Source organism: Arthrobacter sp. EPSL27, assembly GCF_001512305.1.
Taxonomy (GTDB): domain Bacteria; phylum Actinomycetota; class Actinomycetes; order Actinomycetales; family Micrococcaceae; genus Arthrobacter.
On the sequence record NZ_LNUT01000003.1, the window covers coordinates 390,401 to 416,704 of the forward strand.

The 26,304-nt window shown below is 69.1% G+C and carries 21 protein-coding genes and 2 tRNA genes; 14 read left to right on the top strand and 9 right to left on the bottom strand.

Annotation, left to right across the window (positions count from 1 at the left end; all coding sequences use genetic code 11):
• The first annotated feature begins 41 nt into the window (after positions 1-41).
• The 3 genes from nudC (at position 42) to AR539_RS03845 (ending at position 4,039) form a co-directional block, all read left to right on the top strand.
• Positions 42-1,097, top strand: a complete 1,056-nt coding sequence (nudC, locus tag AR539_RS03835; RefSeq protein WP_066432703.1) for an NAD(+) diphosphatase — start codon at positions 42-44, stop codon at positions 1,095-1,097.
• Positions 1,098-1,292: 195 nt separating this feature from the next.
• A complete protein-coding gene (locus AR539_RS03840) occupies positions 1,293-3,383 on the top strand; it encodes an ATP-dependent DNA helicase UvrD2 (RefSeq protein WP_066433113.1) in 2,091 nt (696 codons plus the stop codon).
• Positions 3,383-4,039, top strand: a complete 657-nt coding sequence (locus AR539_RS03845) for a M48 metallopeptidase family protein (protein ID WP_066432709.1) — start codon at positions 3,383-3,385, stop codon at positions 4,037-4,039. Before AR539_RS03840 ends, AR539_RS03845 begins: the two co-directional genes overlap by 1 nt.
• 126 nt (positions 4,040-4,165) lie before the next feature.
• On the opposite strand, the gene AR539_RS03850 is transcribed toward AR539_RS03845, so the two are convergent.
• On the bottom strand, positions 4,166-5,671 hold the full coding sequence (locus tag AR539_RS03850; protein WP_066432711.1) for a zinc-dependent metalloprotease: 1,506 nt from the start codon (positions 5,669-5,671) through the stop codon (positions 4,166-4,168).
• A 235-nt stretch (positions 5,672-5,906) separates the two neighbouring features.
• Between AR539_RS03850 and AR539_RS03855 the strand changes: the two genes are divergently transcribed.
• The 4 genes from AR539_RS03855 to AR539_RS03870 all read left to right on the top strand — a co-directional run bounded on the left by AR539_RS03855 (position 5,907) and on the right by AR539_RS03870 (position 10,661).
• A complete protein-coding gene (locus AR539_RS03855; protein ID WP_066432712.1) occupies positions 5,907-7,049 on the top strand; it encodes a YlbL family protein in 1,143 nt (380 codons plus the stop codon).
• A gap of 114 nt (positions 7,050-7,163) precedes the next feature.
• Positions 7,164-10,172 carry a UPF0182 family membrane protein gene (locus AR539_RS03860; protein ID WP_197410544.1) on the top strand — a complete coding sequence of 1,003 codons (3,009 nt, stop codon included), beginning with the start codon at positions 7,164-7,166 and terminating at the stop codon, positions 10,170-10,172.
• A 185-nt stretch (positions 10,173-10,357) separates the two neighbouring features.
• Positions 10,358-10,431 (top strand) — tRNA-Met (locus AR539_RS03865).
• Positions 10,432-10,587: 156 nt separating this feature from the next.
• A tRNA-Met gene (locus AR539_RS03870) sits at positions 10,588-10,661 on the top strand.
• Between the two features lie 128 nt (positions 10,662-10,789).
• On the opposite strand, the gene AR539_RS03875 is transcribed toward AR539_RS03870, so the two are convergent.
• The 3 genes from AR539_RS03875 to AR539_RS03885 form a co-directional block, all read right to left on the bottom strand.
• Positions 10,790-12,214 carry a cryptochrome/photolyase family protein gene (locus AR539_RS03875; protein ID WP_066432716.1) on the bottom strand — a complete coding sequence of 475 codons (1,425 nt, stop codon included), beginning with the start codon at positions 12,212-12,214 and terminating at the stop codon, positions 10,790-10,792.
• 142 nt (positions 12,215-12,356) lie between these two features.
• The gene (locus AR539_RS03880; RefSeq protein WP_066432717.1) at positions 12,357-13,145 is read right to left on the bottom strand and encodes a PspA/IM30 family protein; all 789 of its coding nucleotides are present in this window, start codon (positions 13,143-13,145) and stop codon (positions 12,357-12,359) included.
• Positions 13,146-13,285: 140 nt separating this feature from the next.
• On the bottom strand, positions 13,286-15,322 hold the full coding sequence (locus AR539_RS03885; protein ID WP_197410545.1) for a TPM domain-containing protein: 2,037 nt from the start codon (positions 15,320-15,322) through the stop codon (positions 13,286-13,288).
• Between the two features lie 306 nt (positions 15,323-15,628).
• Here AR539_RS03885 and AR539_RS03890 point away from each other — a divergent pair, with 306 nt between their 5' ends.
• The 5 genes from AR539_RS03890 (at position 15,629) to AR539_RS03910 (ending at position 20,683) form a co-directional block, all read left to right on the top strand.
• On the top strand, positions 15,629-17,272 hold the full coding sequence (locus AR539_RS03890; protein WP_066432720.1) for a S1C family serine protease: 1,644 nt from the start codon (positions 15,629-15,631) through the stop codon (positions 17,270-17,272).
• Between the two features lie 250 nt (positions 17,273-17,522).
• On the top strand, positions 17,523-18,323 hold the full coding sequence (locus tag AR539_RS03895; protein WP_066432721.1) for an electron transfer flavoprotein subunit beta/FixA family protein: 801 nt from the start codon (positions 17,523-17,525) through the stop codon (positions 18,321-18,323).
• Between the two features lie 13 nt (positions 18,324-18,336).
• Positions 18,337-19,290: an electron transfer flavoprotein subunit alpha/FixB family protein gene (locus tag AR539_RS03900; protein WP_066432723.1), complete on the top strand. Its 954-nt coding sequence runs from the start codon at positions 18,337-18,339 to the stop codon at positions 19,288-19,290.
• Between the two features lie 4 nt (positions 19,291-19,294).
• Positions 19,295-20,071, top strand: a complete 777-nt coding sequence (locus AR539_RS03905; protein WP_066432725.1) for a PIG-L deacetylase family protein — start codon at positions 19,295-19,297, stop codon at positions 20,069-20,071.
• Positions 20,072-20,158: 87 nt separating this feature from the next.
• Positions 20,159-20,683 (top strand): gluconokinase, encoded by a 525-nt coding sequence (locus AR539_RS03910; protein WP_066432726.1) that lies wholly within the window; start codon positions 20,159-20,161, stop codon positions 20,681-20,683.
• A gap of 131 nt (positions 20,684-20,814) precedes the next feature.
• On the opposite strand, the gene AR539_RS03915 is transcribed toward AR539_RS03910, so the two are convergent.
• From AR539_RS03915 to AR539_RS03930, 4 genes are all read right to left on the bottom strand, one after another.
• Entirely contained in the window at positions 20,815-21,705 is an 891-nt protein-coding gene (locus AR539_RS03915) for an anti-sigma factor (RefSeq protein ID WP_197410546.1), read from the bottom strand.
• 1 nt (position 21,706) lies between these two features.
• Positions 21,707-22,312 carry an ECF RNA polymerase sigma factor SigK gene (gene sigK / locus AR539_RS03920; RefSeq protein WP_066432727.1) on the bottom strand — a complete coding sequence of 202 codons (606 nt, stop codon included), beginning with the start codon at positions 22,310-22,312 and terminating at the stop codon, positions 21,707-21,709.
• A 228-nt stretch (positions 22,313-22,540) separates the two neighbouring features.
• The gene (locus AR539_RS03925; protein ID WP_066432730.1) at positions 22,541-23,008 is read right to left on the bottom strand and encodes a tRNA (cytidine(34)-2'-O)-methyltransferase; all 468 of its coding nucleotides are present in this window, start codon (positions 23,006-23,008) and stop codon (positions 22,541-22,543) included.
• 21 nt (positions 23,009-23,029) lie between these two features.
• Positions 23,030-23,992, bottom strand: a complete 963-nt coding sequence (locus AR539_RS03930) for a J domain-containing protein (RefSeq protein WP_066432733.1) — start codon at positions 23,990-23,992, stop codon at positions 23,030-23,032.
• 125 nt (positions 23,993-24,117) lie between these two features.
• On the opposite strand from AR539_RS03930, the gene AR539_RS03935 reads away from it, so the two are divergent.
• Both AR539_RS03935 and AR539_RS03940 read left to right on the top strand, forming a co-directional pair.
• Complete coding sequence (locus tag AR539_RS03935) at positions 24,118-25,020, top strand: diacylglycerol/lipid kinase family protein (RefSeq protein WP_066432736.1); 903 nt, start codon at positions 24,118-24,120, stop codon at positions 25,018-25,020.
• Positions 25,021-25,155: 135 nt separating this feature from the next.
• A complete protein-coding gene (locus AR539_RS03940; protein WP_231728479.1) occupies positions 25,156-25,890 on the top strand; it encodes a hypothetical protein in 735 nt (244 codons plus the stop codon).
• Here AR539_RS03940 and AR539_RS03945 read toward each other — a convergent pair.
• Entirely contained in the window at positions 25,871-26,302 is a 432-nt protein-coding gene (locus AR539_RS03945) for a hypothetical protein (protein WP_066432738.1), read from the bottom strand. The two genes, AR539_RS03940 and AR539_RS03945, sit on opposite strands and share 20 nt — an antisense overlap.
• Positions 26,303-26,304 lie beyond the last annotated feature (2 nt).

Below are 26,304 nucleotides of genomic sequence, written 5' to 3' on the forward strand. Positions count from 1 at the left end.
TGGAAATGTCATTTGTCGGCGGGAGTCAGTACGGTGGGTACATGAGTCTTGCGGAGTCGGCGGCACCCAACAGTCAGGCCCCACACATCCCGGAAACCGGCCTGGCAGCGAACCACCTGATGGACCGCGTCCTTCCGGTCCGCCCGGCGCTGATGGACCGCGGCTCCGCCGCCCGGCTGAGGCCCGGAATGGTCGAGGAACTCATGGCATCCGGCAAGGCGAGGGCCATGGTGCTCTCCGGCCGGCAGGCCCTCGTCAACGGCAGCAGCCTGGTGCTGCTGGACGCGGCCGAGCTAAGGCAGCACCTGCGGGATACGCCCTATTCCCCGGAACACGTGATCTACCTGGGGTCGGCCCTGCCCGGTTCCGATCTTGCCGCCGGCACCGACGTGGTCCTCTTCCTCCTGCCGCAGCAGTTCGAAGTCCGGGCGGAGGAATTCGAGGCCCACATCGCCGGCATTCCCGAGGGCGCGCTGTGGGCAGGATTCCGCGATGTCGCGGCCACACTGACGCCCACGGACACCGCCCTGTTCGTCGAGGCCAGCGCCATCGCCAACTGGCACGCCACCCACACCCACTGCCCGCGCTGCGGGACCGCCACCGTGCCCGAGGCCGCCGGCTGGGTCCGCCGCTGCCCCTCGGACGGCTCGGAGCATTACCCGCGCACCGACCCCGCGATCATTGTCACGGTGGTTGGTACCGACGGCCGGCTGCTGCTCGGCGGCGGTGGCCCGCTCGACGCCCGAAACTACTCCACGCTGGCCGGCTTCGTCGAGCCGGGGGAGTCACTGGAGCAAGCCGTGGTCCGGGAGATCGGCGAGGAAGTCGGGGTGCGGGTCACCGCCTGCCAGTACCTCGGATCGCAGTCGTGGCCGTTCCCGGCCTCGCTGATGCTCGGCTTCGCGGCCACCACCGAGGACACCGAAGCCGCGCCCGACGGCGTCGAGGTCACCCGGGCGCGGTGGTTCAGCCGCGACGAGCTGCAGGACGCCGTCCTCAGCGGGGAGATCGTCATTTCCAGCAGGCTGTCCATTGCCCGGTCCCTGATCGAGCACTGGTACGGCGGTGTCATCCAGGACCGCGCGGACACCGCGTGACGCCCATCTGACACCACCTAAGCACCACCGCGCCGCCGGCTGTTTCCGCGGCGCATCCACCGGACACCCCCGAACGGCTGAGCAGCAACAGTGAACACAGATATCTTCCAGTCCGCCGCATTTCCCTCCGGCCCGGCCGGCCCCGGCACGCCGGAACAGCACGCGGCGCCGGACAACCGTTCCCTTGAGGAGCGCATCCTCGGCGGCCTCGATGCTGAACAGCGCGAAGTTGCCAGCACCCTGCAGGGGCCCATGTGCGTCCTCGCGGGCGCCGGCACCGGAAAGACCCGGGCCATCACCCACAGGATCGCCTACGGGGTGCATTCCGGGGTGTACAGCCCGCAGCGGCTCCTGGCCGTCACGTTCACGGCGCGGGCCGCGGCCGAGATGCGCAGCCGCCTCCGCGACCTCGGCGTCGGGAACGTCCAGGCCCGCACGTTCCACGCGGCCGCGCTCCGCCAGCTTCAGTTCTTCTGGCCGCAGGCCATCGGCGGCGCCCTGCCCAACCTGCTCGACCACAAGGCACAGATGATTGCCGAGGCCGCCCGGCGCCTGCGGCTCAGCACCGACCGCGCCTCGATCCGGGACCTGGCCTCCGAAATCGAGTGGGCCAAGGTGTCCATGCTGACCCCGGCCAACTACCTGGAGAAAGCCCAGGGCCGCGGCACCCCCGGCGGCTTCGACCTGACCGCCGTGGCCCGGGTCTTCCAGTCCTACGAGGACGTCAAGACCGACCGGAACGTCATCGACTTCGAGGACGTCCTGCTGATCACCGTCGGCATCCTGCAGGAGGACCCCAAGGTCGCCGCCACCGTCCGCGAGCAGTACCGCCACTTCGTCGTCGACGAGTACCAGGACGTTTCGCCGCTGCAGCAGCGGCTGCTGGAACTGTGGCTCGGCGGCCGGGACGAGCTGTGCGTCGTCGGCGACGCAAGCCAGACCATCTACTCGTTCACCGGCGCCTCACCCAAGCACCTGCTCGGATTCAAGGCCCAGTACCCCGAGGCGAACGTGGTCAAACTGATCCGCGACTACCGTTCCACACCCCAGGTGGTGAAACTGGCCAATGAGCTGCTGGCCGGGCGGCGGAGCGGCGGCCCGGCCGCCGACGCGGCCTGGGCTGCGCCCCTGCAGCTCGTGGCGCAGCGCCGCGCCGGTCCCGCCCCGCAGTTCACCGAATGCTCCGACGACGAGGCCGAGGCGGCCACCGTGGCGGTCAAGGTGCGCGAGCTCCTCGACGCCGGCACGCCGGCCAGCCAGATCGCCGTGCTGTTCCGCACCAACGGCCAGTCCGAGGCGTACGAACAGGCCCTCGCCTCGGCGGGCATCGGCTACCAGCTGCGCGGCGGGGAACGGTTCTTCGCCCGCAAGGAAGTCCGCGACGCCATCCTGCAGTTGCGGGCCGCCACCCGGGCCGTCGCCGAATCGGACACTCCCGAACCGCTGGGGCAGGTGGTCCGCGACATCGTCGCCTCGCTGGGATACACCGAAGCCGCCCCGCACAACGGCGGCGCGCTGCGGGAGCGCTGGGAATCCCTTGCGGCCCTGGTGGCCCTGGCCGATGAACTTGTGGTCAGCCGCGGCGCCCAGTTCACGCTTGCAGACTTCGTCAACGAACTCCAGGAACGTTCCCTCGCCCAGCACGCGCCCACGGTCCAGGGCGTCACCCTCGCCTCGCTGCACGCCGCCAAGGGCCTCGAATGGGACGCGGTGTTCCTCGTTGGGCTCAGCGAGGGCCTCATGCCGATTTCCTTCGCGGACACCCCCGCGTCCGTGGACGAGGAACGCCGGCTGCTGTATGTCGGCATCACCCGGGCACGGGAACACCTGTTCCTGTCCTGGTCCACGGCCCGGACGCCGGGCGGGCGCGCCAACCGCAAGCCCTCGCGTTTCCTCGACGGGCTGCGCCCGGACTCCGTCGCCAGCTCCTCCGCCCGCGGCAAGGGCCCGGCGCCGCGCCGAAAGGCTGCTGTCCCGGCCACCTGCCGGGTCTGCGGCACCATGCTCAGCTCCGGCGCCGAACGAAAAGTAGGCCGCTGCGGCCAGTGCCCCCCGGGCTACGAGGAGCAGACGTTCGATGCGCTCCGGCAATGGCGTAAGGAAGCAGCGCTCGACGCCGACGTTCCCGCCTTTGTGGTGTTCACCGACGCCACCCTGACCGCCATCGCCGAAGCCCGGCCCAAGTCCCTCGAAGAGCTCGCCATACTTCCCGGAGTGGGACCGTCCAAGCTGGAGAAATACGGCGAAGCGGTGCTGGTAGTGCTGGCCGAAAGCGCGGCCCTCTGATGCCCGGCAGCAAAAATGCCCCCGGCGGACGGCAGGCGGACGCGGGAACCGTGCCGTTGACTACCGCCGACGGCGCCCCGGTGGAGGTGCGGCGGTCGGCCCGCCGCCGCCGGACCGTTGCGGCGTTCTGGGAGAACGGCACCGCCGTCGTGGCCATCCCGGCGTCCTTCAGCCGCGCGCAGGAACGGGAATGGGTGCACCGGATGCTCGAGAAGCTGCGGCTGCAGGGGGAGCGGGGAACCCGGGGCACCGGACGCCGGCGTCCGCGCAGCGACGCCGCCCTGGCCGAGCACGCGGCCGCCCTGTCCGCCCGGTACCTTGGCGGGCGGGCGGTGCCGTCCTCGGTCCGCTGGGTGGGCAACCAGAACTCCCGTTGGGGATCCGCGACGCCGTCGGACGGGACCATCAGGCTTTCCGACAAGCTCCAGCCAATGCCGCAGTGGGTCATCGACTACGTGCTCCTCCACGAGTTGGCCCACCTGCTGGTGGCCGGGCACAACGCCGCGTTCTGGCGGCTGCTGGAGGCCTACCCGGACACCGAGCGGGCCAAGGCGTTCCTGGAGGGGGTCTCCTTCGCCACGTCCCGGGGCCTTCCGCCGTCCGGGGACACCGACGCTGACGCCGACGTACCGGACCCGGACACCCTCCTCCGGTAGCACCCGCCGGCCCGGACTCCGCAGCTCGGATCCAACCGGCGGCAGGCTCCCGGCGGGCAAGGAAATGCCCCGGCGGGAACCGAAGTTCCGGCCGGGGCATCTGCGTCACAGCGTTGCCGCGTTCCGCTAGGACTTGGGGCTTCCGCCCTCCTCCGGGGCATCGTCCTCCGGGGCATCCTCCGGTCCCGGGGCTCCCGAGTCCTTCTGTCCGGCGTCAGCCTCTCCGGCATCGTCCTGGCCTGCATCGTTCTGTCCTGCATCGTCAGCTGCGGCAGCATCCTTCGGCTCATCGAACCCGCCACTCAGCAGCTTCTGCAGCGCGTCGTCCACCTCGGAGTCGCTCGCTTCGGCCAGCTGCCGGCGTTCGCTGAATCCCTTCGGGTCTTCCAAGTCCTCGGCGGTCGGCAGCAGGTCGGGGTGCTGCCAGATCGCATCGCGCCCGTCCACACCGCGTTCGTCCTTGAGCGAAGCCCATAGGGCGGCGGCTTCCCGCAGCCGGCGGGGGCGCAGTTCCAGGCCCACCAGCGAGGAGAACGCGTGCTCGGCCGGGCCGCCGGTGGCACGGCGGCGCCGCACCGTCTCGCGCAGCGCCGCGGCCGACGGCAGCATCTTCTCGGTGGCGGCCCAGGTCAATTCGTCCACCCAGCCCTCCACGAGGGCTAGGGCGGTCTCCAGCTTCTCCAGCGCCTGGTCCTGCGCGGGGGTGCGCTGCGGCATAAAGACGCCCTGGGACAGCGCCTCCTGGATACCTTCCGGGTTGCCCGGATCCAGTTCGCGCGCAAGCTCCTCGATCTTCGAGGTGTCGATGTGGATGCCGCGGGCGTAGGCCTCGATCGCCCCGAGCAGGTGGCCCCGCAGCCACGGAACCTGGACGAACAGGCGTGCATGGGCCGCTTCGCGGACGGCCAGGAACAGGCGGATATCGCTCTCCGGCAGGCTGAGGCCCTCGCCGAACTTGGCCACGTTGGTGGGCAGCAGCGCCATCTCGAGATCCGCGAGGGGAACGCCGATGTCGGTCGAGCTGACCACCTCGGCGGACAGGGCGCCGATGGCCTGGCCCAGCTGCATGCCGAAGATCGCGCCGCCCATGTTCTGCAGCATCGATGAGGCGCCGCCCATCATGGACTTCATTTCCTCAGGCATCTGCTCGGTCATGGCGGTGGAGAGCGCATTCGCGACGCTGTTGGCCACCGGCTCGGTGAGGCGCTTCCAGGTGCCGAGCGTTTCCTCAACCCACTCGGCCCGGGACCAGCCCCGGCCGATCAGCCCGGTGGCCGGCAGGCCGGTGACCTGGTCAAGCCACATCTCGGCGAGCCGCAGGGCCTCGTCGACCTCGCGCGACTGCTGGGCGGTGATGGAGGGGTCGGAGCCGCTGGCCGCCACGCGCCGCGCGTTCTCGTGCGCCAGCTGCCAGTTGACGGGGCCCTCCGAGGACGCGCTCATCATGGCCTGGACCTGGGAGAACATCTGGGCGAGGAGGTTCGGGTCATCCGGAAGGCCGGCCGCCTTGGCCAGTTCCGCAGGGTCGATGTTTCCCATGCCCTGGCCGCCCATCAGATTCTTCAGCATTTCCGCCAGCGGATCCTTGGGTTCCTCGTCGCCGTTGGACGGATTAAGTGGGTTGGAGGTCATGATCCCGCCGATCGTCGGTGTGGCTGCTTCTCCCGTTCACGCTACCCCGCTGACCGCGGGCTGTCTGCCGAAATCCGGGCCCGTTCGCTGTCGGCAAAGAGACCGCCCGGCGGCCGAGCGCGTAGTGTTAGACACTGGAATATTTGCAGGCGGCAGCCGCGGCGGAGGCTGCGGACGCGGTGCGCTGACCAGGGGATCCTCAGGTCCCCGGGCGCCGGCACGGAGAGGTCCTTCATTGACGATTACGCAGGGCGGGCAGCCCGCCAGCGAGCCGGCGCCCGAACAGTCCCGGCGGGCCCGCCCCGCCGGACCACGGTCCGCCGGGAAGCGGGACGCGCGGTCATCCGCCATGCTGGTTTCGGGGTTCCTCGCGCTGGCGCTGGGCATCACCGCAGTGAGCCTCCCGGTCCCGTACGTCATTGAATCTCCGGGCCCCACGTTCAATACGCTGGGCAGCGACAACGGCACCCCGGTCATCAGCGTCACGGGCCGTGAGACGTTCCCCGCGGAGGGCAACCTGGACCTCACCACCGTCTACGTCGACGGCGGCCCCAACGGGCCGGTGACCGTCATCGAGGCACTCACCGCCTGGCTCAGCGGCTCCAAGGCCGTCTACCCGGAGGAACTCGTGTTCCCCACCGGCGTGACGAAGGAACAGTCACAGCAGGAAAGCGCCGTGGCCATGACCACGTCGCAGGAGAACGCCGTCGCCTCCGCGCTGAGGGAGCTAAGCATCCCGTTCGAGCAGAAGATGCTGGTCGCGGGTATTCCGGAGGGATCCGCGTCCTCGGGGAAGCTCCAGGAAAACGACACCATCATCTCCGTGAACGGCAAACCGGCAACCGCGCTGAGCGTCATTCAGGACGAACTGGCCGCCGGAAACGGCGCACCGGTGGACGTCGTCGTCGCCCGCGACGGCAGCAACGTGACGGCCGCCATCACCCCCACCAAGACCCCGGCCGGGCGGTTCATCCTCGGGGTCATGCTGCAGTACCAGTTCAAGTTCCCCTTCGACGTCAAGATCTCCCTCGACAAGGTCGGCGGTCCCAGCGCCGGCATGATGTTCGCCCTGGGCATCGTGGACACCGTCACCCCGGGTGACCTGACCGGCGGCAAGCACGTCGCCGGGACCGGCACCATCACCCCTGACGGTGCCGTGGGGCCGATCGGCGGCATCAGCCAGAAGATGCACGGCGCGCGTTCCGGGGGCGCCACCTTGTTCCTGGCTCCGGCCGCAAACTGCGACGACGTCGACGGGCACATCCCGGACGGACTGCAGGTGGTGCGGGTCGAGACCCTGGCCGAAGCGAGGAAAGCGGTCGAACTGGCCGCGTCAGGGGCCGACACATCGGGACTTCCGAGTTGCTCCACCAACTAGACTGGCCGCGGAACTAAGATCCGCTGCCACTCGTGGCACATATGACGGCTTCGCCGCGCTGCAGCACTGATAACTAAAAACCAGCACCTGACGACCAGCTATGAGGTACCGAGTTTGTCCCGTCCCGCCAGCACTGTCCCGCCCGGAAGACCCCAGCCACGTCGAAGCGCACTGACGCCGACGTTGATTGTCGTGGCCTTGATCGTGGTCGGCTTCATCTTCTTCGCCAATGTCTGGACAGACGTCCTCTGGTACCAGCAGCTGGGCTTCTTCGAAGTCTTCCTGACCGAGAACCTGGCACGGATCGTCATCTTCCTAATTGGCTTCGCCATCATGTTCTCCGCGGTGTTCTTCGCCATCCGGATCGCCTACCACGCCCGCCCGGTCTACGCCCCGGACTCGGACATCCGCGACAACCTGAACCGCTACCAGGTCCAGCTTGAACCGGTGCGCCGGATCGTTATGGTGGGCCTGCCCATCCTCTTCGGCCTGTTCGCCGGAAGCGCCGCGGCCAGCCAGTGGCAGCGGGTACTCCTGTTCCTGAACCAGGTGCCCTTCGGCCAGAACGATCCGCTCTTCAATATCGACATCAGCTTCTACCTGATGACCCTGCCGTTCCTGGGCTTCGTCACGGGCTTCCTCATCAGCGTCACCATCGTGGCCGGCGTCGCGGGCATCCTGACGCACTACCTCTACGGCAGCATCCGGATCATGGAACGCGGCATCTTCACGAGCCGTGCCGCCCAGATCCACCTCGCCGTCTCCGGTGCAACCTTCCTGCTCCTGCTGGGCGCCAACTTCTGGCTGGACCGGTACTCCTCCGTCCAGAACAGCGGCGGCCGCTGGGCCGGTGCGCTGTACACGGACGTCAACGCCGTCATCCCCACCAAAGCCATCCTGGCGGTGGCCGCAGTCCTCGTCGCCGTGCTGTTTATCGTCGCAGCGGTGATCGGCAAGTGGCGGCTGCCCGTCATCGGCACCGCCATGCTGGTCATCACCTCGATCCTGGCCGGCGGCGTCTACCCCTGGGTCATCCAGCAGTTCCAGGTGCGTCCCTCGGAGCAGACGCTTGAGAAGCCGTTCATCGAGCGCAACATCAATATGACCCGCGCAGCGTACGGCCTGGACAAGATCCAGGAGTCTGTCTACAACGCCACCACCAACGCCACCACGGGCGCCCTGGCCCCCGACGCGCAGACCACCGCCAACATCCGGCTGCTGGACCCGAACCTGATCTCGGACGCGTTCTCCCAGCTGGAGCAGTACCGCCCGTACTACCAGTTCCCCAGCGCCCTGAACGTCGACCGGTACGAGATCGACGGCAAGGTCCAGGACACGGTGATCGCGGTGCGCGAACTGAACCCGGACGGGTTGAGCGCCAACCAGCAGTCCTGGCTGAACCGCCACGTCGTCTACACCCACGGCTACGGCGTCGTCGCTGCCAAGGGCAACAAGTTCACCGTCGACGGCAAGCCGGAGTTCCTGCAGGCCGGCATCCCGTCCACCGGCGTGCTGGGCGATGACACCACCTACCAGCCGCGGATCTACTTCGGCGAAAATTCGCCAGACTACTCGATCGTCGGTGCCCCCGAGGGCGCGCCGAACCGCGAGCAGGACCGTCCGGCGGCCAAGGAGGGCGGCGGCGAAACGCAGTACACCTTCACCGGCGACGGCGGCCCCAACGTGGGCAGCTTCTTCAACAAGATCCTCTACGCCATCAAATTCCAGTCCTCCGACCTGCTGCTCTCTGACGGTGTCAACGTCGAATCGCAGATCCTCTACGACCGGAACCCGCGGGAGCGCGTCGAAAAGGTCGCCCCGTACCTGACCGTGGACGGCAACGCCTACCCGGCCGTCGTCGACGGCCGCGTGAAGTGGATCGTGGACGGCTACACCACCAGCCAGTTCTACCCGTACTCCCAGCAGGAGCAGCTCTCCGAGGCCACCGCCGACTCGCAGACCACCGCGGGCCGCACGGCCTCCCTGCCGAACACCTCCGTCAACTACATCCGCAACTCGGTCAAGGCCACCGTGGACGCCTACGACGGCAAGGTGACGCTGTACGCCTGGGATGACCAGGACCCCGTGCTGAAGGCCTGGCAGAACATCTTCCCGAGCTCGCTCAAGCCGTACTCGGAAATGTCCGGTGCGCTGATGAGCCACGTCCGCTACCCGGAGGACCTGTTCAAGGTCCAGCGGGAACTCCTGGGCCGCTACCACGTCACCCAGCCGGACAACTTCTACACCAACAACGACGCCTGGAGCGTTCCGAACGATCCCACCGTGCAGGACGACGTCAAGCAGCCGCCGTACTACATGTCCCTGAAGATGCCGGACCAGGAAAAGCCGGCGTTCCAGCTGACCTCCTCGTTCATTCCGCAGGTGGTCAACGGCAACGCCCGCAACGTCCTCTACGGCTTCCTGGCCGCGGACTCCGACGCCGGCAACCAAAAGGGTGTGAAGGCGGAGAGCTACGGCCAGCTGAGGCTCCTGCAGATCCCGCCGGAGACCAACGTTCCCGGCCCCGGCCAGGCGCAAAACAAGTTCAACTCCGATCCCACGGTGTCGCAGGCGCTGAACCTGCTGCGCCAGGGTGCATCCGCGGTGCTCAACGGCAACCTGCTGACCCTCCCGGTCGGCGGCGGCATGGCGTACGTGCAGCCGGTCTACCTGCGGTCCACGGGGGAGACCTCCTACCCGACCCTGCAGCGCGTCCTGGTGGCCTTCGGTGACAAGATCGGGTTTGCCCCGACTCTGGACGAAGCCCTGAACCAGCTGTTCGGCGGTGCCTCGGGGGCCAGTGCCGGTGACTCGGCGAACAACGGGCAGACGCCCACCTCGCCCACGGCGCCCGGCGCTCCCGGCTCCCCGGACGCGAAGGCGGAGCTCAAGGCCGCCCTCGACGAGGCGAACGCCGCCATCAAGGCCGGGCAGGAAGCCCTCGCCCGGGGCGACTTTGCCGCCTACGGCGAGGAACAGCGGAAACTCTCGGCGGCCCTTCAGCGGGCCATCGACGCCGAAGCCAAGATCGCGGCGGAACCCGCCCCAGCTCCCGTGGCCACGCCGGCTCCGGAGGCCACCACCACGCCGGAGGCCACTCCGGCACCGACACCCAGCAGCTGACGCAAGAAACTGACGCACGGCGAAAGGCCGGGTTCCCGCTCCACAGGAGCGGGAGCCCGGCCTTTCCCGTTCCGCCCTGTTTCGCCCCCCGGGGGCGGCCCGCCGCCCTGCGTAGCCGGGGAGACGCACATCACGCCCCCTCGATTTGGCCTCATGTTCACCGGCAGGTAAAGTTGATCTTGCGACGCGGGGTGGAGCAGTTCGGTAGCTCGCTGGGCTCATAACCCAGAGGTCACAGGTTCAAATCCTGTCCCCGCAACTGGAGAGAAGGTCCGGAACACTGGAAACAGTGCTCCGGACCTTCTGCTTTAAGCCAGGAACGCCGCCCTGACGGGTGCGGCAGAACAGTCCTGCCCCCCGGGAAACGGACTGTGGTTCGGGCGGGGCAAAAACTAGGGTAGTGTTGGTCAAGCGACGCGGGGTGGAGCAGTTCGGTAGCTCGCTGGGCTCATAACCCAGAGGTCACAGGTTCAAATCCTGTCCCCGCAACTGGAGAGAAAAAGAAGGGCTCGGATCTGATGATCCGGGCCCTTCTTGCTGCCCTGGCCGCCCCGGCCGCCCCGGCTGCCCCGGCCGCCCCGGCCGCTCCAGGCCAGCGGGGGAGACGGGGGAGAGGCTCAGCCGTCCTTGAGCCGCTGGTAGGTCTCCAGCGCCCGGGCACGGGACTCCGGCAGCCCGACTACCGGGTCCGGATAGTCCTCCGCGGAACCGTCGGCCTTCCAGGGTTCGTGGATCGCCTTGTCGTCCAGCCCGGACAGCTCCGGAATGAACTCGCGCAGGTAGCTGCCCCGGACGTCGAACTTCTTGCTCTGGGTGACGGGGTTGAAGATGCGGAAGTACGGCGAGGCATCGGCGCCGGATCCGGCTACCCACTGCCAGTTCGCGGGGTTGCTCGCAGAGTCGGCGTCCACCAAGGTGTCCCAGAACCACGCCTCGCCCAGCCGCCAGTCCGCCAGCAGGTTCTTCACCAGGAAACTCGCGGCGGCCATCCGGACCCGGTTATGCATCCAGCCGGTCTGCCAGAGCTGGCGCATGCCGGCGTCCACCAGCGGGTACCCGGTGCGGCCCTGCTGCCAGGCCTGGAGTTCGGCGTCGGACGGCGCCTGCCAGTCGAAGCGGTCAAATTCGGCGCGGTAGTTCCGTGTGGCCAGCTCCGGTTTTTCGTAGAGGAGCTGCCAGCAGAACTCGCGCCAGCCGATTTCGGAGCGGAAGATCCCGACGTCGGCCGGAGCCGACCGCGGGAAGCGTTCGCGCAGTGCGTGCCAGATCCGGAACGGGCTGATCTCGCCGAAGCGCAGATGGGGGGAGAGCCTGCTGGTTCCCTCGATCCCGGGCCGGTCGCGTCCTGTCCCGTACTCGGACACCGGACCGTCCACAAAGGTCTCCAGCCGCTCGTGGGCGCCGGCCTCGCCGGGGGTCCACTCCTTGGCCAGGCCCTGGCTCCAGTCCGGCCGCTGGGGGAGGAGCTTCCATTCGGCCAGGGCGTCACTGGCCGGCAGCCGGCGCTCCCCGGTTTTGGCGGGATTGGGGAGCTTCTGCGGGGCGTCCAGCGGCTGACGGGGGTCCTGCGAGTCGAGGCAGGCCTTCCAGAACGGGGTGAAGACCTTGTAGGGGCCTCCGGAGCCGTTCCGGACGGTCCACGGCTCGAACAACAGGTTGGCCTGGAAGCTCTGGGCCTCGAGGCCTTCCTTGGCAGCCCAGTCCTTGAGGCCCGCGTCGACCGCCCGCTCCGGCCCGCCGTAGCGGCGGTTCCACAGCACGCGGGTTGCCCCTGTTTCCCCGGCGAGGTCCCGGATGACGCGGTCCGCACGGCCGCGGCGCAGCACGAGGCGGTTCCCTGCCTCCCTGAGGTCCGCGGCCAGGGACTCCAGCGAGTGGTGCAGCCACCACCTGGTGGCGCCGCCCAGGGGCCGGATGCCGGGCGACTCCTCATCCAGGATGTAGACCACCGTCAGCGGGCCGTCCCAGGCTGCCCCGTCCGCCAGGGCGGGGTTGTCGTCCAGGCGCAGATCGTCGCGAAGCCATACCAAAGTCGAAGACATGGCTCAACGCTACTGGATGAGGCCACGACACAGGGCACCCGCGGCGCGGCCGCCCGTCCGGATACGGCAAGGGCCGGGTTCCCTAGCGGAACCCGGCCCTTGCCGACGTCGTCCGGCGGCGCCCACGCGCCCGGGGAACGGATCAGAGCTTGTCGAAGTCGGCCTCGTCGACGGTGGAGCCGCTGCGGGCACCATTGCCGGTGCCCAGGGCCTGCTGGTTGCCGCCGGACTTCAGCGCGGCGAGCCGTGCCTCGATCTCCGTCTGCTCACCGAGGTCCTCCAGTGAGTTGAACTGTGCGTCCAGGCTGGAGGCGGCGAGTTCCTGCTGGCCGCGGACCTTGGCCTCTTCGCGGCGGATCTTCTCTTCGAAGCGGCCCACCTCGGAGGTCGGGTCCATGATGTCGATGCTCTTGAGGGCGTCGTGCACCTGGCTCTGGGCCGCGGCGGTCTTGGAACGGGCCACCAGCTCGTTGCGCTTGCTGGTGAGCTCGTTGAGCTTGCCCTTCATCTGGTCCAGGCCGTGCTTGAGCTTGTCCACCACCTCTGTCTGCGACGCGATGCTCGGCTCGGCGGACTTCGCCTCGTTCTCCGAGGTGATCTGGCGCTGGAGGGCCACCTTGGCGAGGTTGTCGAACTTCTCCGCATCGACGGTGTCGCCGTTGGCGCGGTACTCGTCCGCCTTGCGGGAGGCGGCGAGGGCCTTGCGGCCCCAGTCCTGCGCATTCTTGACGTCCTCGTTGTAGTCGTCCTGGAGCATCCGCAGGTTCCCGATGGTCTGCGCCACTGCAGATTCGGCCTCGGCGATGTTGTTCGTGTAGTCCCGGACCATCTGGTCGAGCATCTTCTGCGGATCCTCGGCCTGGTCCAGGAGGGAGTTGATGTTCGCCTTCGCCAGCTGCGCCATGCGGCCGAAAATGGACTGCTTAACCATGGTGTTACCTTTCGTCCTGCTCAGTGGTTGCCACTGAATTCGGTGAACCGTGCAATGTACTGCTTCTATCCGCCCGCGGGGTCCGCCGGCGCCTAGTCTGAATCGGCCTGTCTGAATCGGCCAGGTGGCCGGTGGAGCGGCTAGAAGTCGCCGCCGCCGCCGAAGTCCCCGCCCCAGCCTCCGCCGCCGCCGAAGTCGCCGCCGCCAAAGTCTCCGCCGGAATCGCCGCCGCCCCAGCCGCCGCCTCCGCCGCCGCCGTGCAGGATGGAGTTGATCAGGATGCCGCCGAGGATGGCGCCGCCCAGGCCGCCGCCTCCGCTGCCACCGAACATGCCGCCGCGGCCGTAGCCCTGGTTGGCGTAGCCGCCGAAGTGGTCGACGTCGGACTGGGCCAGCTGGGCCGCCTGCGTCGCGAGGGAATGGGCCTGCTGCGCGTACTGCAGGGCCGTCACCGGGTCGTTGCGCGAGATGGAAAGTGCGTAGTCCAGGTTCCGCTGGGCCTCCGCCAGGCGGGTCCGGGCCTCAGTGCCCACGCCGCCGCGGCGTGCCGTGATGTAGTCCGAGGTCGCGCTGATCTGCGCCTGCGCGGACATGATGCTTTGCTGCAGCGAGGCCTGGGCGCGGCGGATCTGCTCCTGCTGGTCGCGGATGCCGGTCAGGGCCGCGTCCAGCGACTGGTGCGCTGTCTCGACGCGCTCCAGGGTAGCGATCGGATCGATCTTGCCGCCTTGGATCTCGGCCTTCACCTGCGCCAGCGAGGCTTCCACCGCTGCGACCGGGCCCGCCAGTTCGGGGTGCGCCCCCGACTGGATCAGTGCCCTGGCCTGGGCCAGGTCCTGGGAGGTATCAACCACGGCGGACTCCAGCCCGCTGCGCGCCTCATCCAGGTTTCCGGCGACCTTTGTGATGGCGCCGATCAGCACGTTCGTCTGGTGCAGGCTTTCCTCCGCCGCCCGGACGGCCACGGCGGCGAGGCTGCCCTCGCCGGCGCTGAGCTTCTCCTGCGCGGTGACGGAGGCGTTCTGCACAAAGGCGAGCCGTTCCTTCGCCTGCGTGATGTTGTCGCCGACCTGCACCAGTGCGCTTTCGGCGTACTTGGCCCGCAGCGATTCGAGCGACTGCTCGGCGCTGGCGATCTTGGCCTCAGCCTCCTTCGCTCCGGCACTGACGGCGGCGAGGGCCTGCGGGGCATTCTTCTCGAGCTCACGGAGCGAATCGAAGTCCGCCTTCTGCTCCTGCAGCGAGGACAGCGCCGCCTCGGACCGGCGGATGATCTCGGCCAGCCAGGTCCGCTGCTGCTCTTCGGTGTCGGGGATGTGGTCATCGAGCTGCTGCTGCAGTTTGAACGACTCGGACATGTGGCCCTTGGCCTCCTGCAGGGCCTTCGTGAAGTTCCCGACGGCGGCATCGCCGTACTGTGCCTGCGCGAACCCGAGCTCCTGCTCGCTGGACTTGATGGCGTCGTCGGCCTCGATCAGCAGGGAACCGCTCTTGCGGCGCAGCTCCTCCACGGTCAGCCCGGCGAGCGGGTCCATGCCTGCGCCCTGCTGGCCGGAGCCGGCGGCGGTCCCTGCCGCGGCCTTCTTCCGGCGGTTGCGGAGGTACAGGTAGGCTCCCGCTCCGCCTGCGGCAACGATGCCCACGCCAACGAGCACGCCGCTGCCGGCGCCGCCCTCAGAGGGGACGGTCCCCTTGCCGCCCCCGGCGGCGTCTCCAATCGCGGCGGCGCTGTCGATGGCGGCCTGGGCGTAGTCGCCGTTGCGGAGGTTCGGGTCAACCGCGCTGGTCACGATCGTGTCGCGCTGGGCATCGGTGATCTTGCTGTTGGACGGCTTGCTCAGCAGATACTGCCGCGCCTCGGTGGCTACCGTCAGCAGCATCGCATTGGAACCGAGGCTGGCCTTGTCGGCCACGGCAGCGGCCCAGGCGAACCGGTCGGTGGGGTTCTCGAATTTCTTCACGTAGACCACGTGGTAGGTCATGGCGTGGTCGGCGCCGAGCTGCTTGATGGCCTGTTCCACCTCGCCCCTCCGGTCGCCAAGGACTCCGGCGGAGTCCACCACCTTCGTGACGGGGTCGAGTGTCACCGGATCTTCGGCGAACGCCGGAGCGGCGGGAAGCGCCAGCAGTCCGACGACGCCGAGAACGGCGAGGAGACGTTTAGAGGTAGACCGCATGTGCAACCCTTCAGCACTTCTGCGACCAGTTCGGGCCGAACCGGTCGTCACAGAATGCAGCAGCGCCCCCACGCAGATGTAAAGCCGCAGGTCGCTGTGGCGATTCCATTTGATTCTATGGTGCACCCAATTGGCAGTCCACCAACGGGAATATGCCACCAGCGAAAAGCGCTGAAGCGGGAACGGCGACGCCTCAGGAACCGGGCGGAGACCGCCAGGAACGTACAGCAACCTCCCAGCAAACGTGCGCTCCAGTCTCAGTGAGATCGTCCATAGTTAATGCAGACGAGGATGAAAGGAAGTCTTATGACTGAGAACCCAGCGCAGGGCGGTTCACCGGAGAACCGGGAGCCGGCCACGCCGCGCGAAGACCCATCGAGTCACCCGCAGGCGGCTTCCGCGCCGGACTCAGCCCACGATCCGGCCCGGGACTCCCGCCCGGACTCCCCGCAGGGTTTCACGCAGGATAACCCCACGCTCCGGCTGGACCGGGAGGCGGACAACCGCCCGCAGCCCGTGTACCCGCAACACCAGCCCTCCTACGGCCGGCCGCCGGAGACGCACCCCCAGTACGCCCCAGGAAACCAGTACTCCTCCGGGAACGGCCAGGCCGGCTCTGCATTCGGGCAGGCCCAGCAGGGGAACTACCAGCACGGACAGTCCCCTTACGGGCAGCCCCAGCACAGCGGCTTCGGCAGCAGCCAGCCGGCCTCGCCGTACGCGGGCAATCCCGCCCACGCACCGAAGCGCAAGGCCGCCTTCGGCGTGCCCACCCTCGTCGCCAGCATCCTCGCCGCCGGCCTTGTCGGCGGCGGTGTGGTCGCAGGGACGACGCAGCTGCTGGGCGGCGAGTCAGTCACGTCCATGGGCTCCAGCAGCAGCCAGGCCGGCCCCGTGATCGTAAACAACAGGGAAGACGTCAACGCCATCACCGCCGCCGCCGTGAAGGCCACACCCAGCGTCGTCACCATCAAGGCGTCCAGCGGCAGCGAGGGCGGAACCGGGTCCGGCATCATTCTTGACGGTGAAGGCCACGTCCTCACCAACACCCACGTCGTGACGCTTGACGGCACGGCAGCCAACGCCGACATCGAAGTCCGCCTGAGCGACGGCAAGGTCTACAACGCCACGATCGTCGGTACGGACCCGCTCTCCGACCTGGCAGTCGTCAAGATCCAGAACGCCCGTGACCTGGTGCCCGCCGTCCTCGGCGACTCCAGCAAGCTGAACGTCGGCGACACCGCCGTCGCGATCGGCTCGCCCCTCGGCCTGACGGGAACCGTCACCGACGGCATCGTGTCGACCCTCAACCGCACCATCAGCGTGGCGTCCTCGGCCGCCCCCAAGGAAGGCGCGGACAACCCCCAGGGCGGGGACCAGGGCTTCCAGTTCGCCCCGCCGGACGGCGGCCAGGGCCAGAGCACCGCCAACCAGGGAAGCATCTCGATCAACGTGATCCAGACAGATGCCGCCATCAACCCCGGCAACTCCGGCGGTGCCCTCGTCAACACCAAGGGTGAGATCATCGGCGTGAACGTGGCCATCGCCTCCGCCGGCGGCGACTCCGCCAGCAGCGGCAACATCGGCGTCGGCTTCAGCATCCCCATCAACCACGCCAAGCGGGTGGCCCAGGAGATCATCAGCACCGGGAAGGCCACGCACGGCCAGTTCGGCGTGAGCGTGAAGCAGAAGACCGCCAGTTCCTCGGCCTCCGGTTTCTCCGTCGGAGCCGAGGTTGCCACGGTCGAGCCAGGCTCCGCTGCCGACAAGGCCGGGGTCAAGGTCGGCGACGTCGTTACCCGGTTCCAGGACCTCACCATCAGCGATCCCAACCAGCTGACCGCAGCCGTCCGCGAGCAGCCCGCCGGGGCCACCGTCAAGGTGACCGTCATCCGCGGCGGCAAGGAACAGCAGCTCGACGTCACCCTCGGGACGGCAGCCGAGCAGTAGCCGGGCAGTATCCGGGCTGCGGCCGGGCAGTAGCCGGCACGGGGGCCGGGCAGCACCAGGGGGTGCTGCCCGGCCCTCGCTGTCCCGTGCTGTGGCCGGCGCTGACACAGGCCTTAACCCAGGCCGCGCCGGCCAGCCCCGATATGGTTAGCTAGGAGCACCCCGGCACCCGGGCGTTCCGTGGCCACGACCCCACCCGGCTGGCTGTCCACCCGCATGGAAGGCTGCTGTAAACACAGTGGAAGAGACATTGAAGATCATCGTGCTGGTCAAGCACGTCCCTGACGCCCAGTTCGACCGGCACCTCACGGGCGAGGGGAACACGGCGGACCGTTCAGAAAGCATCCTGTCCGAACTGGACGAGTACGCCCTCGAGGCCGCCCTTCAGCTGATTGAGGCCCGGGGCGGCGAGGCTGCCGGCAACAAGGTGATCGCCCTGAGCATGGGCCCCGCCGGCGCCGTCAACGCCGTGAAGAAGTCCCTGCAGATCGGCGCCACGGAGGGCGTCCACCTCAGCGACGAGGCCCTCGCCGGATCCGACGCCGCCGCCACGTCCCTGGCGCTGGCCGCAGCCATCCGGCACCTGGGTACCGAGACCCCCGTCGACCTCGTCCTCACCGGCATGGCCTCCACCGACGGCGAAACGTCGCTCGTCCCGGCCCAGCTCGCGGAGCGCCTGGACCTGCCCCAGGTCACGTTCGCGGCGTCGCTGGAGCTCGACGGCGGCAGGCTCACCGCCCGCCGCGACGGCGACACCCACGCCGACACGGTCGAGGCGGACCTGCCCGCCCTCGTCTCGGTCACCGACCAGGCCAACGACCCCCGGTACCCGAATTTCAAGGGCATCATGGCGGCCAAGAAAAAGACCATCACCACACTGGCCCTGGCCGATATCGGCGTCGACCCCGGGCAGGTCGGACGGGCCGGTTCCTGGACCGCCGTCGAAACCGCGGAGGCACGCCCGGCGCGCACCGCCGGCACCATCATCACCGACGAGGGCGACGCCGGCATCCAGCTGGTCGAGTTCCTGGCCGCCCAGAAGCTGCTCTAAGGGGATCCCGGACATGGCAAAAGTACTGGTATTCATTGACAACCCCGGCCAGGTCCTCAAGAAGGCCAGCCTGGAACTGCTCACCATTGCCCGGTCGCTGGGCGAGACGGCCGTCGCCGTCAACGGCGAGCTGCACGACGACGTCTTGGACACCCTCGCGGCCTACGGCGTCCAGGCGCTGTACCGGCCCTCCGCGGCGGACCTCGACGACTACCTCGTGGGCCCGAAGGCGTCCTACCTCGCCGCCGCCGTGCAGACCGCCGGCGCCACCGTCGTCCTGACGGAGAACTCGGCGGAGGCCAAGGAAGTCGCGGCGCGGCTGGGCATCAAGCTCGGCGCCGGCGTCATCACCGACGTCGTGGCCGTGGACCCGGACGGGACGGCGCACAAGTCCGTGCTGGCGGGCTCCTACATGACCACCGCCAAGGCCACCACACCGGTCGCGGTCCTGACCGTCAAGCCGAACAGCATCACGCCGGAGCCCGCCGTGACCGGCACGGCCCCGTCCGCCGTCACGGTGCCCGTGCCGGATACGGCCACCGCAGCCTCCGCCCGGGTCACGGCCCGCAGCGAGAAAGCAGCCAGCAGCCGCCCGGACCTCTCCGAGGCGCGCATCGTGGTGGCAGGCGGACGCGGCGTCGACGGCAACTTCGGCCCGCTGGAAGAGCTCGCCGATGCGCTCGGCGCGGCGATCGGCGCTTCCCGCGCCGCGACGGACGCGGGCTGGATCGGCCATGACGCGCAGATCGGCCAGACCGGCAAGACGGTCTCGCCCCAGCTGTACATCTCTGCCGGGATCTCCGGGGCCATCCAGCAGAAGGCCGGGATGCAGACCGCCAAGGTGATCGTGGCCGTCAACAAGGACGCCGAGTCACCCGTGTTCGAAATCGCCGACTTCGGCATCGTGGGGGACCTCTTCCAGGTCCTGCCGCAGGCCACCGAAGAAATCAAGAAGCGCAGGGGCTGATCCCTTGACCAGCCCCGCCGTGCAGGCGCAAAGCCCGTTCGATCCTGACCGCCGGATCGAACGGGTGCTTTGTTTCACCGCCCACCCGGACGACGTCGACTTCGGCGCCGCCGGCACCATCGCCGCCTGGACCGCCGCCGGGGTGCAGGTCAGCTACTGCATCATGACCGACGGCGACGCCGGCGGCTTCGACCCAGGGCAGCGGGACGAAATCGTCCGGCTGCGCAACGAGGAACAGCGCCGGGCCGCCGCCCTTGTGGGGGTGACCGACATCCACTACCTGCACGAGCGCGACGGCTACCTCGAGCCCTCGCACAAGGTGATCCGCGAGGTGGTGCGGCTGATCCGGCAGCTGCGGCCCGACGTCGTGCTTTCGATGCACCCCGAGCGGAACTGGGACCGGATCCAGAAGAGCCACCCCGACCACCTCGCGGTGGGGGAGGCCGTGACCCGGGCGGTGTATCCGGCGCTGGAGAACCCGTTTGCCTACCCTGAACTGGCGGCCGCGGGGCTGGAGGCCTACAAGCTGCCGTGGCTGTGGCTTTTCGCCGGGCCGGAGGAGCGCGAGAACCACTTCGTCGACGTCACGGACCACGTCGACAGCAAACTCGAGGCCGTCCATATCCATGTCAGCCAGCACCCCGACATCGAAGCGATGGACCGCACAGTGCGCGGGCTCATGCTGCGGACCGCTGAACGCGGCGGGCTTCCCTTCGGCCGCAGCGCCGAGGCGTTCCACGTGGTCGAAGTCAACGGGCCGGGCACGATCGCGGGCTTCTAACGGTGCTGCCGCCCTTGCCTCGGCGCAGCCGCGTCCCCTAGGCTGGCCTCTGGTTTAAATCATATTTAATTGAGGAGGCAGGCTTTGATGGTGAAGACTGCGCAGGGCCCGGTACTCGTCATCATGGGCGTCTCCGGATCAGGGAAGTCCACCGTGGCAGGCCTGCTGGCTGACCGGCTGGGCTGGGACTTTGCCGAGGGCGATGACCTGCACCCGGCATCCAACGTGGCGAAAATGCAGGCCGGACAGCCGCTGACGGATGAGGACCGGTGGCCCTGGCTGGAGAGCATCGCCGGGTGGATCCGGCAGCACACCGAAGCCGGCACTCCCGGCGTCGTCACCTGCTCGGCGCTGAAAAAGCGCTACCGGGATGTCCTGCGCGGTGAAGGGGTGGTGTTTGTGTTCCTGAACGGCAGCAAGGACCGCATCTCTGACCGGCTCGCCTCCCGGCAGGGGCACTTTATGCCCGCAGCCCTGCTCGAGTCGCAGTTCGAGGCCCTCGAGGCGCCGGGTCCCGAGGAAAACGCCATCAGCCTCAGCGTCAGTGCCGCTCCCGCCGACGAGACGCAGGAAATCATCGACCGGCTGCAGCTCAACGCCGTGCGGCCCTAACCGCCACAAACCCGGCAACACAGACCCGGCAACACTGCGCCGGCAACACAAGGCGGGCCAAACAGCGCGGGCCCCGGACCTGAAAAGGTCCGGGGCCCGCGCTGGTTTGTTTGTTGTTGGTGTTCCTGCGGCTATGCGTTCAGCGGGGCCGCGGCGACGGTGGGCATGGTGGGCGACGCGGAGCCGCCGGTCGGTTCCACCGTGATGCCGAGGGCCGCGGCAGAGCCGATGCCCGTGACCACCGCGGGCTTGGACAGCGCTTCCGCGTCCATGAGCCCCTGGGACACCGGTGCCGAGCCGTCCTTGGGGATCAGCCACATCTGGTAGACCTTGCCGGGCGGAGGTGCCGGGACGTCGTTCATCTTGACCACCATCGAGTCCTTCGACGGCGATACGGACACGGTGGCGGTACCGCCGCCGGTGACATTGACGGTCGCCTGCTTCACGTCCCCTGCCTGCAGGACCTGGTTCAGCGGATCGTTCAGGTTCGCCATATAGGCGCCGACGCCGACGCCGCCCAGGGCGATGAAGGCCGCGGCCGCGACGCCCACCAGCCAGTTGCGCATGCCCTGCGGCCGGCGCCGTTCCTCCCGGCGCTGGCGGGCGGCGGCGAGCTCGTCGGTTGCGGAGAGGCCGGCGGCCTCCCGGACGGGCCGGGCCACGACCGGCGGGACCGCCGGGGGCTCCTGCTCCGCGGTCCGGGCGCCCGGCGCTGCGGGGGCCTGGGCGGGGAGGGAGGCCATGATCCGGTCCAGCAGGCCGGAGGGCGGCTCTTCCTCGGCGGCAAAGCTGACTGCAAGGGTTTCGCGGGCCTGGCGGACGCGGTTGTCAAAAGCGGCGCGTTCAGCCTGCGGGGCCGAGGCGAGGTACCGCTCGATAGCGGCCCGCTCGGCGTCGTCCACGGCGTTCAAGGCGTACAGTTCGGCGAGGTCGGCCGCCCGTCCCGACGCCAGGTCAGTGGGGATGTCAGCGGCAAAGCCGGAGGGGACGCGGCCCTTGCCGTGTTCGTTCATGTTGGTCATTTCAGCTCACCCCCAGACAGGTTTTCAGTCGGATCAGTCCGTCGCGGATGCGGGACTTGATGGTGGGCACCGCAGCGTTGAGCTTCTCTGCGACTTCCCGGTACGTGAGGCCGCCGTAGTAGGCGAGCCGCACGGATTCCTGTTGTGTCTCAGTCAGCGTCCCGAGGCACCGCACCACGGCCTCGGCCTCGAGCCGGCTGTCCACCTCATCGGCGACGGAATCATGGTCGATGTCCTGGCTGCTGGCGCCGTACTTCGCTTCCCGGTCGGTGGACGACTGCGAGGAACGGACCTTGTCCACGGCGCGGCGGTGCGAGATGGTCATGAGCCACGCGAGCGGGCTCCCGGCCTCCGGACTGAACTTGGCGGCGTTCTGCCAGACCTGGAGGAACACCTCCTGGGTCGTGTCCTCGCTGAGCTCCACATCGATCAGCACCCGCCGGGCCATGCCGAACACCCGCCGGGACGTGAGCTCGTAGAACTCAGCGAAAGCGGCCTGGTCGCCGCGGGCAATGTGTTCCAGCAGCATTCCGAGCCTGCGGTTCATGTCAGCTGGAGTGCCAGGGGGAGCGGCGGCCTCAGGATTCGGGGCGTTGGGAGTTTCCATCACCTTCAAGCATAATGCGCCCCCGGCCCGACCCGGCCCAGAAACGCCTCCGCCCGGGGCGTGGCTGCCGGCAGAACGTTGGACGGGGCGCCTGCCCACCTGCATTGTTGTCACCTGCGGTTCCTCGCTCCCTCACCCGCGCCTCTGGCCCGTTGGCTGAGCCGGGCTTCACAGGGGATTCGGAACAGCCGGGTAAACGGATGGGTGATGCCGGCAGGAAATGCGCGGCTACAGCTTGGCGCCGGCAAAACCGTTCTGGCGCCAGGCTTCGTAGACCGCAATCGAGGCCGCGTTCGCCAGGTTCAGCGAGCGCAGCGAGGGAAGCATCGGCAGGCGCACACGGGACGTGACGTGCGGGTCGTGCTTGATCTCCTCCGGCAGGCCCACGGATTCGGGGCCAAATAGCAGCACGTCTCCTGGCCGGTAGCTGATGTCCGTATAGGAGGTCTCGCCGTCGGAGGTGAACGCAAAGACACGGTCGGGCGCCAGGGCCGCCCAGGCCGCATCGATGTCAGGGTGTACGGTCACCACGGCCAGGTCGTGGTAATCGAGGCCTGCCCGCCGCAGTTTCGCGTCGGAGAAGTCAAAGCCCAGCGGTTCAACCAGGTGCAGCTCGGCGCCGGTAATGGCGGCCAGCCGGATCGCGTTGCCCGTATTGCCCGGGATTTCTGGGGTGTGGAAGAGGATGCGGAACACCGTCCCATCCTAGCGATCCTGCTAGTGCATGCCGCGCAGCAGCCGGGCCAGCACCGGAACGATCACGGTGTTGGGGGCCGGCCCGGACGCCAGGAACTGCTTGAGGCCGCGCGCCAGTCCGGCGGCGTTGACCACCTGCACGGTCTCGTGGCTTGTGTCCCTGCCCGGGGGCCGGCGGTGCCGGTCGATCACCGGTTCGTGCAGGTTCCCGTCGGTGCTGTGGACCACCGTCCAGCCCGTGACGTTGAGTTCCGGGAAGATGTCCTGCATCCGGCGCACCACGTGGGCCAGCTGCGGCGGGGCGATGGACCGTCCCCCGTGGGTGAGGGCGCTGCCGTTCCAGGCGTAGGCGCCCGGCGGCAGCAGCATGGAGCCGATGATCGCCATGCGGTAGCCGGACAGGACCACGTGGTCGATGTGGCTGTTGTCAGCCGGGGACTGCAGCCCGTTGATCAGCCGTGCGGCCGGAATCGCGGGAAGAATCTGCCGGCTGATGAGCTGCACTGTCCGCATTTCGCGCTGGATCCTGGCCTCGGCTCCGAAGATGCCGCGCTTGCGGGGCATCCCGTGGACCTGCTGGCGGGCCAGGTCCTCGGGGATCAGCGGGACCTCGGAGGTCCCCGCATACTGTTCGAACGGCGGAACGTAGACCGGGGCGTCGGAGGCGGTGTTCCGGGGCGTGTTGGGGCGCCGGACATTCGCCGAGGCGCGGCTGCCGGCCGCCGGCGCGTCAAAGTGCGCACCCTCGTCGGCGGGCTGCCGGGCGGCGGTGGCGCTGCCGTAGGAGCGGTCGTAGTCTGCCCGGCTCTTGGCGTCGATCAGTGTCTCGTAGGCGAGGGTCACGCGCCGGAAGGCGGCCGGATCGCCGCCGTGGTCAGGGTGGGCGGTGCGGGCGGCCTTGCGGTAGGCCACCTTGATTTCCTTCTCCGTCGCCGTGACGGGGATCCGGAGGACCTGGTAATGCGAGCTGTTGCCGTGCGTCAAGCAATAATCCTTTGCCTCGATGGTGCCAGCCCATCCTGGACGTCCGGCCTGGCCAGTTTAACCGGCTAGGGAAAGAACGAGCGCAGCGGCGCGGATGGTTCCCGGCGGCTGGCATAATTCAGCGCATGATGATCGCCGTTGCCGTCAACCCGCGGGCATCCTTCGGCCGCGGGGTGCACGCCGGCAGCGAAGCGGCGGCGATTTTCGAGGCGGCCGGGGCCGGCGTCATGCTGCTGTGCGAGGACAGTTATGCCGCGCTCGCGGCGTCCGTGGACAAGGCCCTGGCCGCAGGCATTGACGCCCTGGTTGTGGTGGGCGGGGACGGCATGGTCCACCTTGGCGTCAATGCGCTCGCCGGTTCCGGCATGCCCTGGGGGACCGTCGCGCTCGGCATTGTGCCCACCGGCACCGGGAACGACATGGCACGGGCCCTCGGCATCCCGGCCCACGACATTCCCGCCGCCTGCGCGGCGGTGCTCGCCGGCCTGAAGTCCGGGGGCCGGCTGATCGACGCGGGGCGTGCGTCCGGCCCGGGGACCTCCCGCTGGTTTGCGGGCGTGGTGTCGGCCGGGTTCGATGCGGCCGTCAACGAACGGGCCAACGCCTGGCGGTGGCCGCGCGGCAAGGCGCGCTACCACCTCGCCATGCTCCGCGAACTCGCCTCCTTCCGCGCCATCAACTACACCGTGACGGCCGACGGCGAGACCTGGCCGCAGGCTGCCATGCTCATCTCCGTGGCCAACGGGCAGTCGATCGGGGGCGGAATGAAAGTCACCCCTGACGCCGTGCTCGACGACGGCTGGCTGGACCTGTTTATCGTCGGCCCGCTCAGCCGGACCGGGCTGCTGCGGGTCTTTCCCAAGGTCTTTTCCGGCGGCCACCTCGGGCACCCGGCGGTGCGCATCCGGCGTGTCCGCTCGGTGGAGCTGGCAGCGGAGAACGTGGTGGCCTACGCCGACGGTGAGCGGATCGGGCCGCTGCCGCTGACCATCGAGGTGGTTCCCGGGGCCGTCCGTGTCCTCGCCTGACCCAGACAGCGGAGACCCAGGCCGCGGAGACCCAGGCCGCGGAGACCCAGGGCGGCGCCGTCGTCGGGAGCGTCTAGAATCGTGCGGAAGCCCGGGCGCCCACAGCGGACCGGCATGGCGGAAACGGGGCGGGGCATGGGAAGCAGGCTGGACGCCTGGCCGGCGGGACACGCGGCCAGGAGGGCTGGAGCCGTCGGTGCGCGGTGGGTGCGGCACGGCAGCCGTGCGTTCCTGGCGCTCGCGGCGGCGGCTGCGCTGGCCGGCTGCAGCGTCGGCATACCTGACCCCGCAGCCTCCCCGGTAGCGCCGTCGGCACCGGCGCTGGCCACCCCCACCATTACGCCGGGACACGACGCCGCCGCCGTGGCCGCGAAGGACATGCCCTTCACCGCCGGAGGCACCCTCGCCGCGGGCTCTGCCGTCCAGCTCTCCGACGGGCTGCGCGACGCCCCGGGATGGAAGCCCGTCACCGAGAACGTCGCCGGGGCGAGTGAGTACATCAAGGACGACGGCTGCGTGGCTTCTGCCAAGGTGCGGGCCAACCAGTCGGCGCTCGCCGTGGCCGGGGACGACAAAGCGTCCACGGAGGCCCTCTTCCAGTACCTTGACGCCAGCATCCTGCCGGACTACCTCCAGCCGGGCACCCTGCGCTGGGGCGGCGAGCCCGGCGCGCCGGCGCCGGCCGTGGAGGTGCTGGTCTTTACCGGCGGGGACCAGGCCGGGGCACGCGCCACCGCAATCTATGCCCGGCTGTTCAGTGCTTCGGGGTCCTCCGTCTACCTGTCGGTCTCATGCCCCGACGCCGCCGCGCTGGCTGCTGCGCGGGCGGACGCCGAGGCATGGACCGCCGTTATTCCGCCGTCCGCCTGAGGCTGCCGCGGGCGCTGGCGAGCCGGTTGAGCGCCAGCGCCCCCGCCAGCAGGCCGGCGTCGCGCAGGGCCACGTCGTAGAAGGCGCCCAGGATCACGAGGTTGACGATGATGCCGAGCAGCCAGGCCGCAACCAGCAGCGAGCCGAACCGCGGCGTCAGGGCCACCGCCAGGCCGGCGGCGATCTCCACGACGCCCACGACGTACATGATGGTCTGTGCCGGCAGCGGCACAACATCCGTGACCAGCGGCGCCAGGTACATGGTCCAGTCGGTGAGCAGGTTGGTGAACTTGTCGAGGCCAAAGACCACCGGCGCCACCGTGAACGCGGTGCGCAGCAGGAGGAACGCCTGCCGGTGCGAAGCCGGGGCCAGCGTTGCGGCGGGGGCGGTGGCTGCTGTGGGGGTTTTCATGA

Excerpts from the sequence above, each read along its gene's own strand:
- AR539_RS03880 (WP_066432717.1), bottom strand. The coding sequence starts at position 13,145 with ATGGTTAAGCAGTCCATTTTCGGCCGCATGGCGCAGCTGGCGAAGGCG.
- AR539_RS03900 (WP_066432723.1), top strand. The coding sequence starts at position 18,337 with ATGGCAAAAGTACTGGTATTCATTGACAACCCCGGCCAGGTCCTCAAG.
- AR539_RS03845 (WP_066432709.1), top strand. The coding sequence starts at position 3,383 with ATGCCCGGCAGCAAAAATGCCCCCGGCGGACGGCAGGCGGACGCGGGA.
- AR539_RS03875 (WP_066432716.1), bottom strand. The coding sequence starts at position 12,214 with ATGTCTTCGACTTTGGTATGGCTTCGCGACGATCTGCGCCTGGACGAC.
- AR539_RS03910 (WP_066432726.1), top strand. The coding sequence starts at position 20,159 with ATGGTGAAGACTGCGCAGGGCCCGGTACTCGTCATCATGGGCGTCTCC.
- AR539_RS03940 (WP_231728479.1), top strand. The coding sequence starts at position 25,156 with ATGGGAAGCAGGCTGGACGCCTGGCCGGCGGGACACGCGGCCAGGAGG.
- sigK (WP_066432727.1), bottom strand. The coding sequence starts at position 22,312 with ATGGAAACTCCCAACGCCCCGAATCCTGAGGCCGCCGCTCCCCCTGGC.
- AR539_RS03945 (WP_066432738.1), bottom strand. The coding sequence starts at position 26,302 with ATGAAAACCCCCACAGCAGCCACCGCCCCCGCCGCAACGCTGGCCCCG.
- AR539_RS03935 (WP_066432736.1), top strand. The coding sequence starts at position 24,118 with ATGATGATCGCCGTTGCCGTCAACCCGCGGGCATCCTTCGGCCGCGGG.
- AR539_RS03890 (WP_066432720.1), top strand. The coding sequence starts at position 15,629 with ATGACTGAGAACCCAGCGCAGGGCGGTTCACCGGAGAACCGGGAGCCG.
- AR539_RS03850 (WP_066432711.1), bottom strand. The coding sequence starts at position 5,671 with ATGACCTCCAACCCACTTAATCCGTCCAACGGCGACGAGGAACCCAAG.
- nudC (WP_066432703.1), top strand. The coding sequence starts at position 42 with ATGAGTCTTGCGGAGTCGGCGGCACCCAACAGTCAGGCCCCACACATC.
- AR539_RS03915 (WP_197410546.1), bottom strand. The coding sequence starts at position 21,705 with ATGACCAACATGAACGAACACGGCAAGGGCCGCGTCCCCTCCGGCTTT.
- AR539_RS03885 (WP_197410545.1), bottom strand. The coding sequence starts at position 15,322 with ATGCGGTCTACCTCTAAACGTCTCCTCGCCGTTCTCGGCGTCGTCGGA.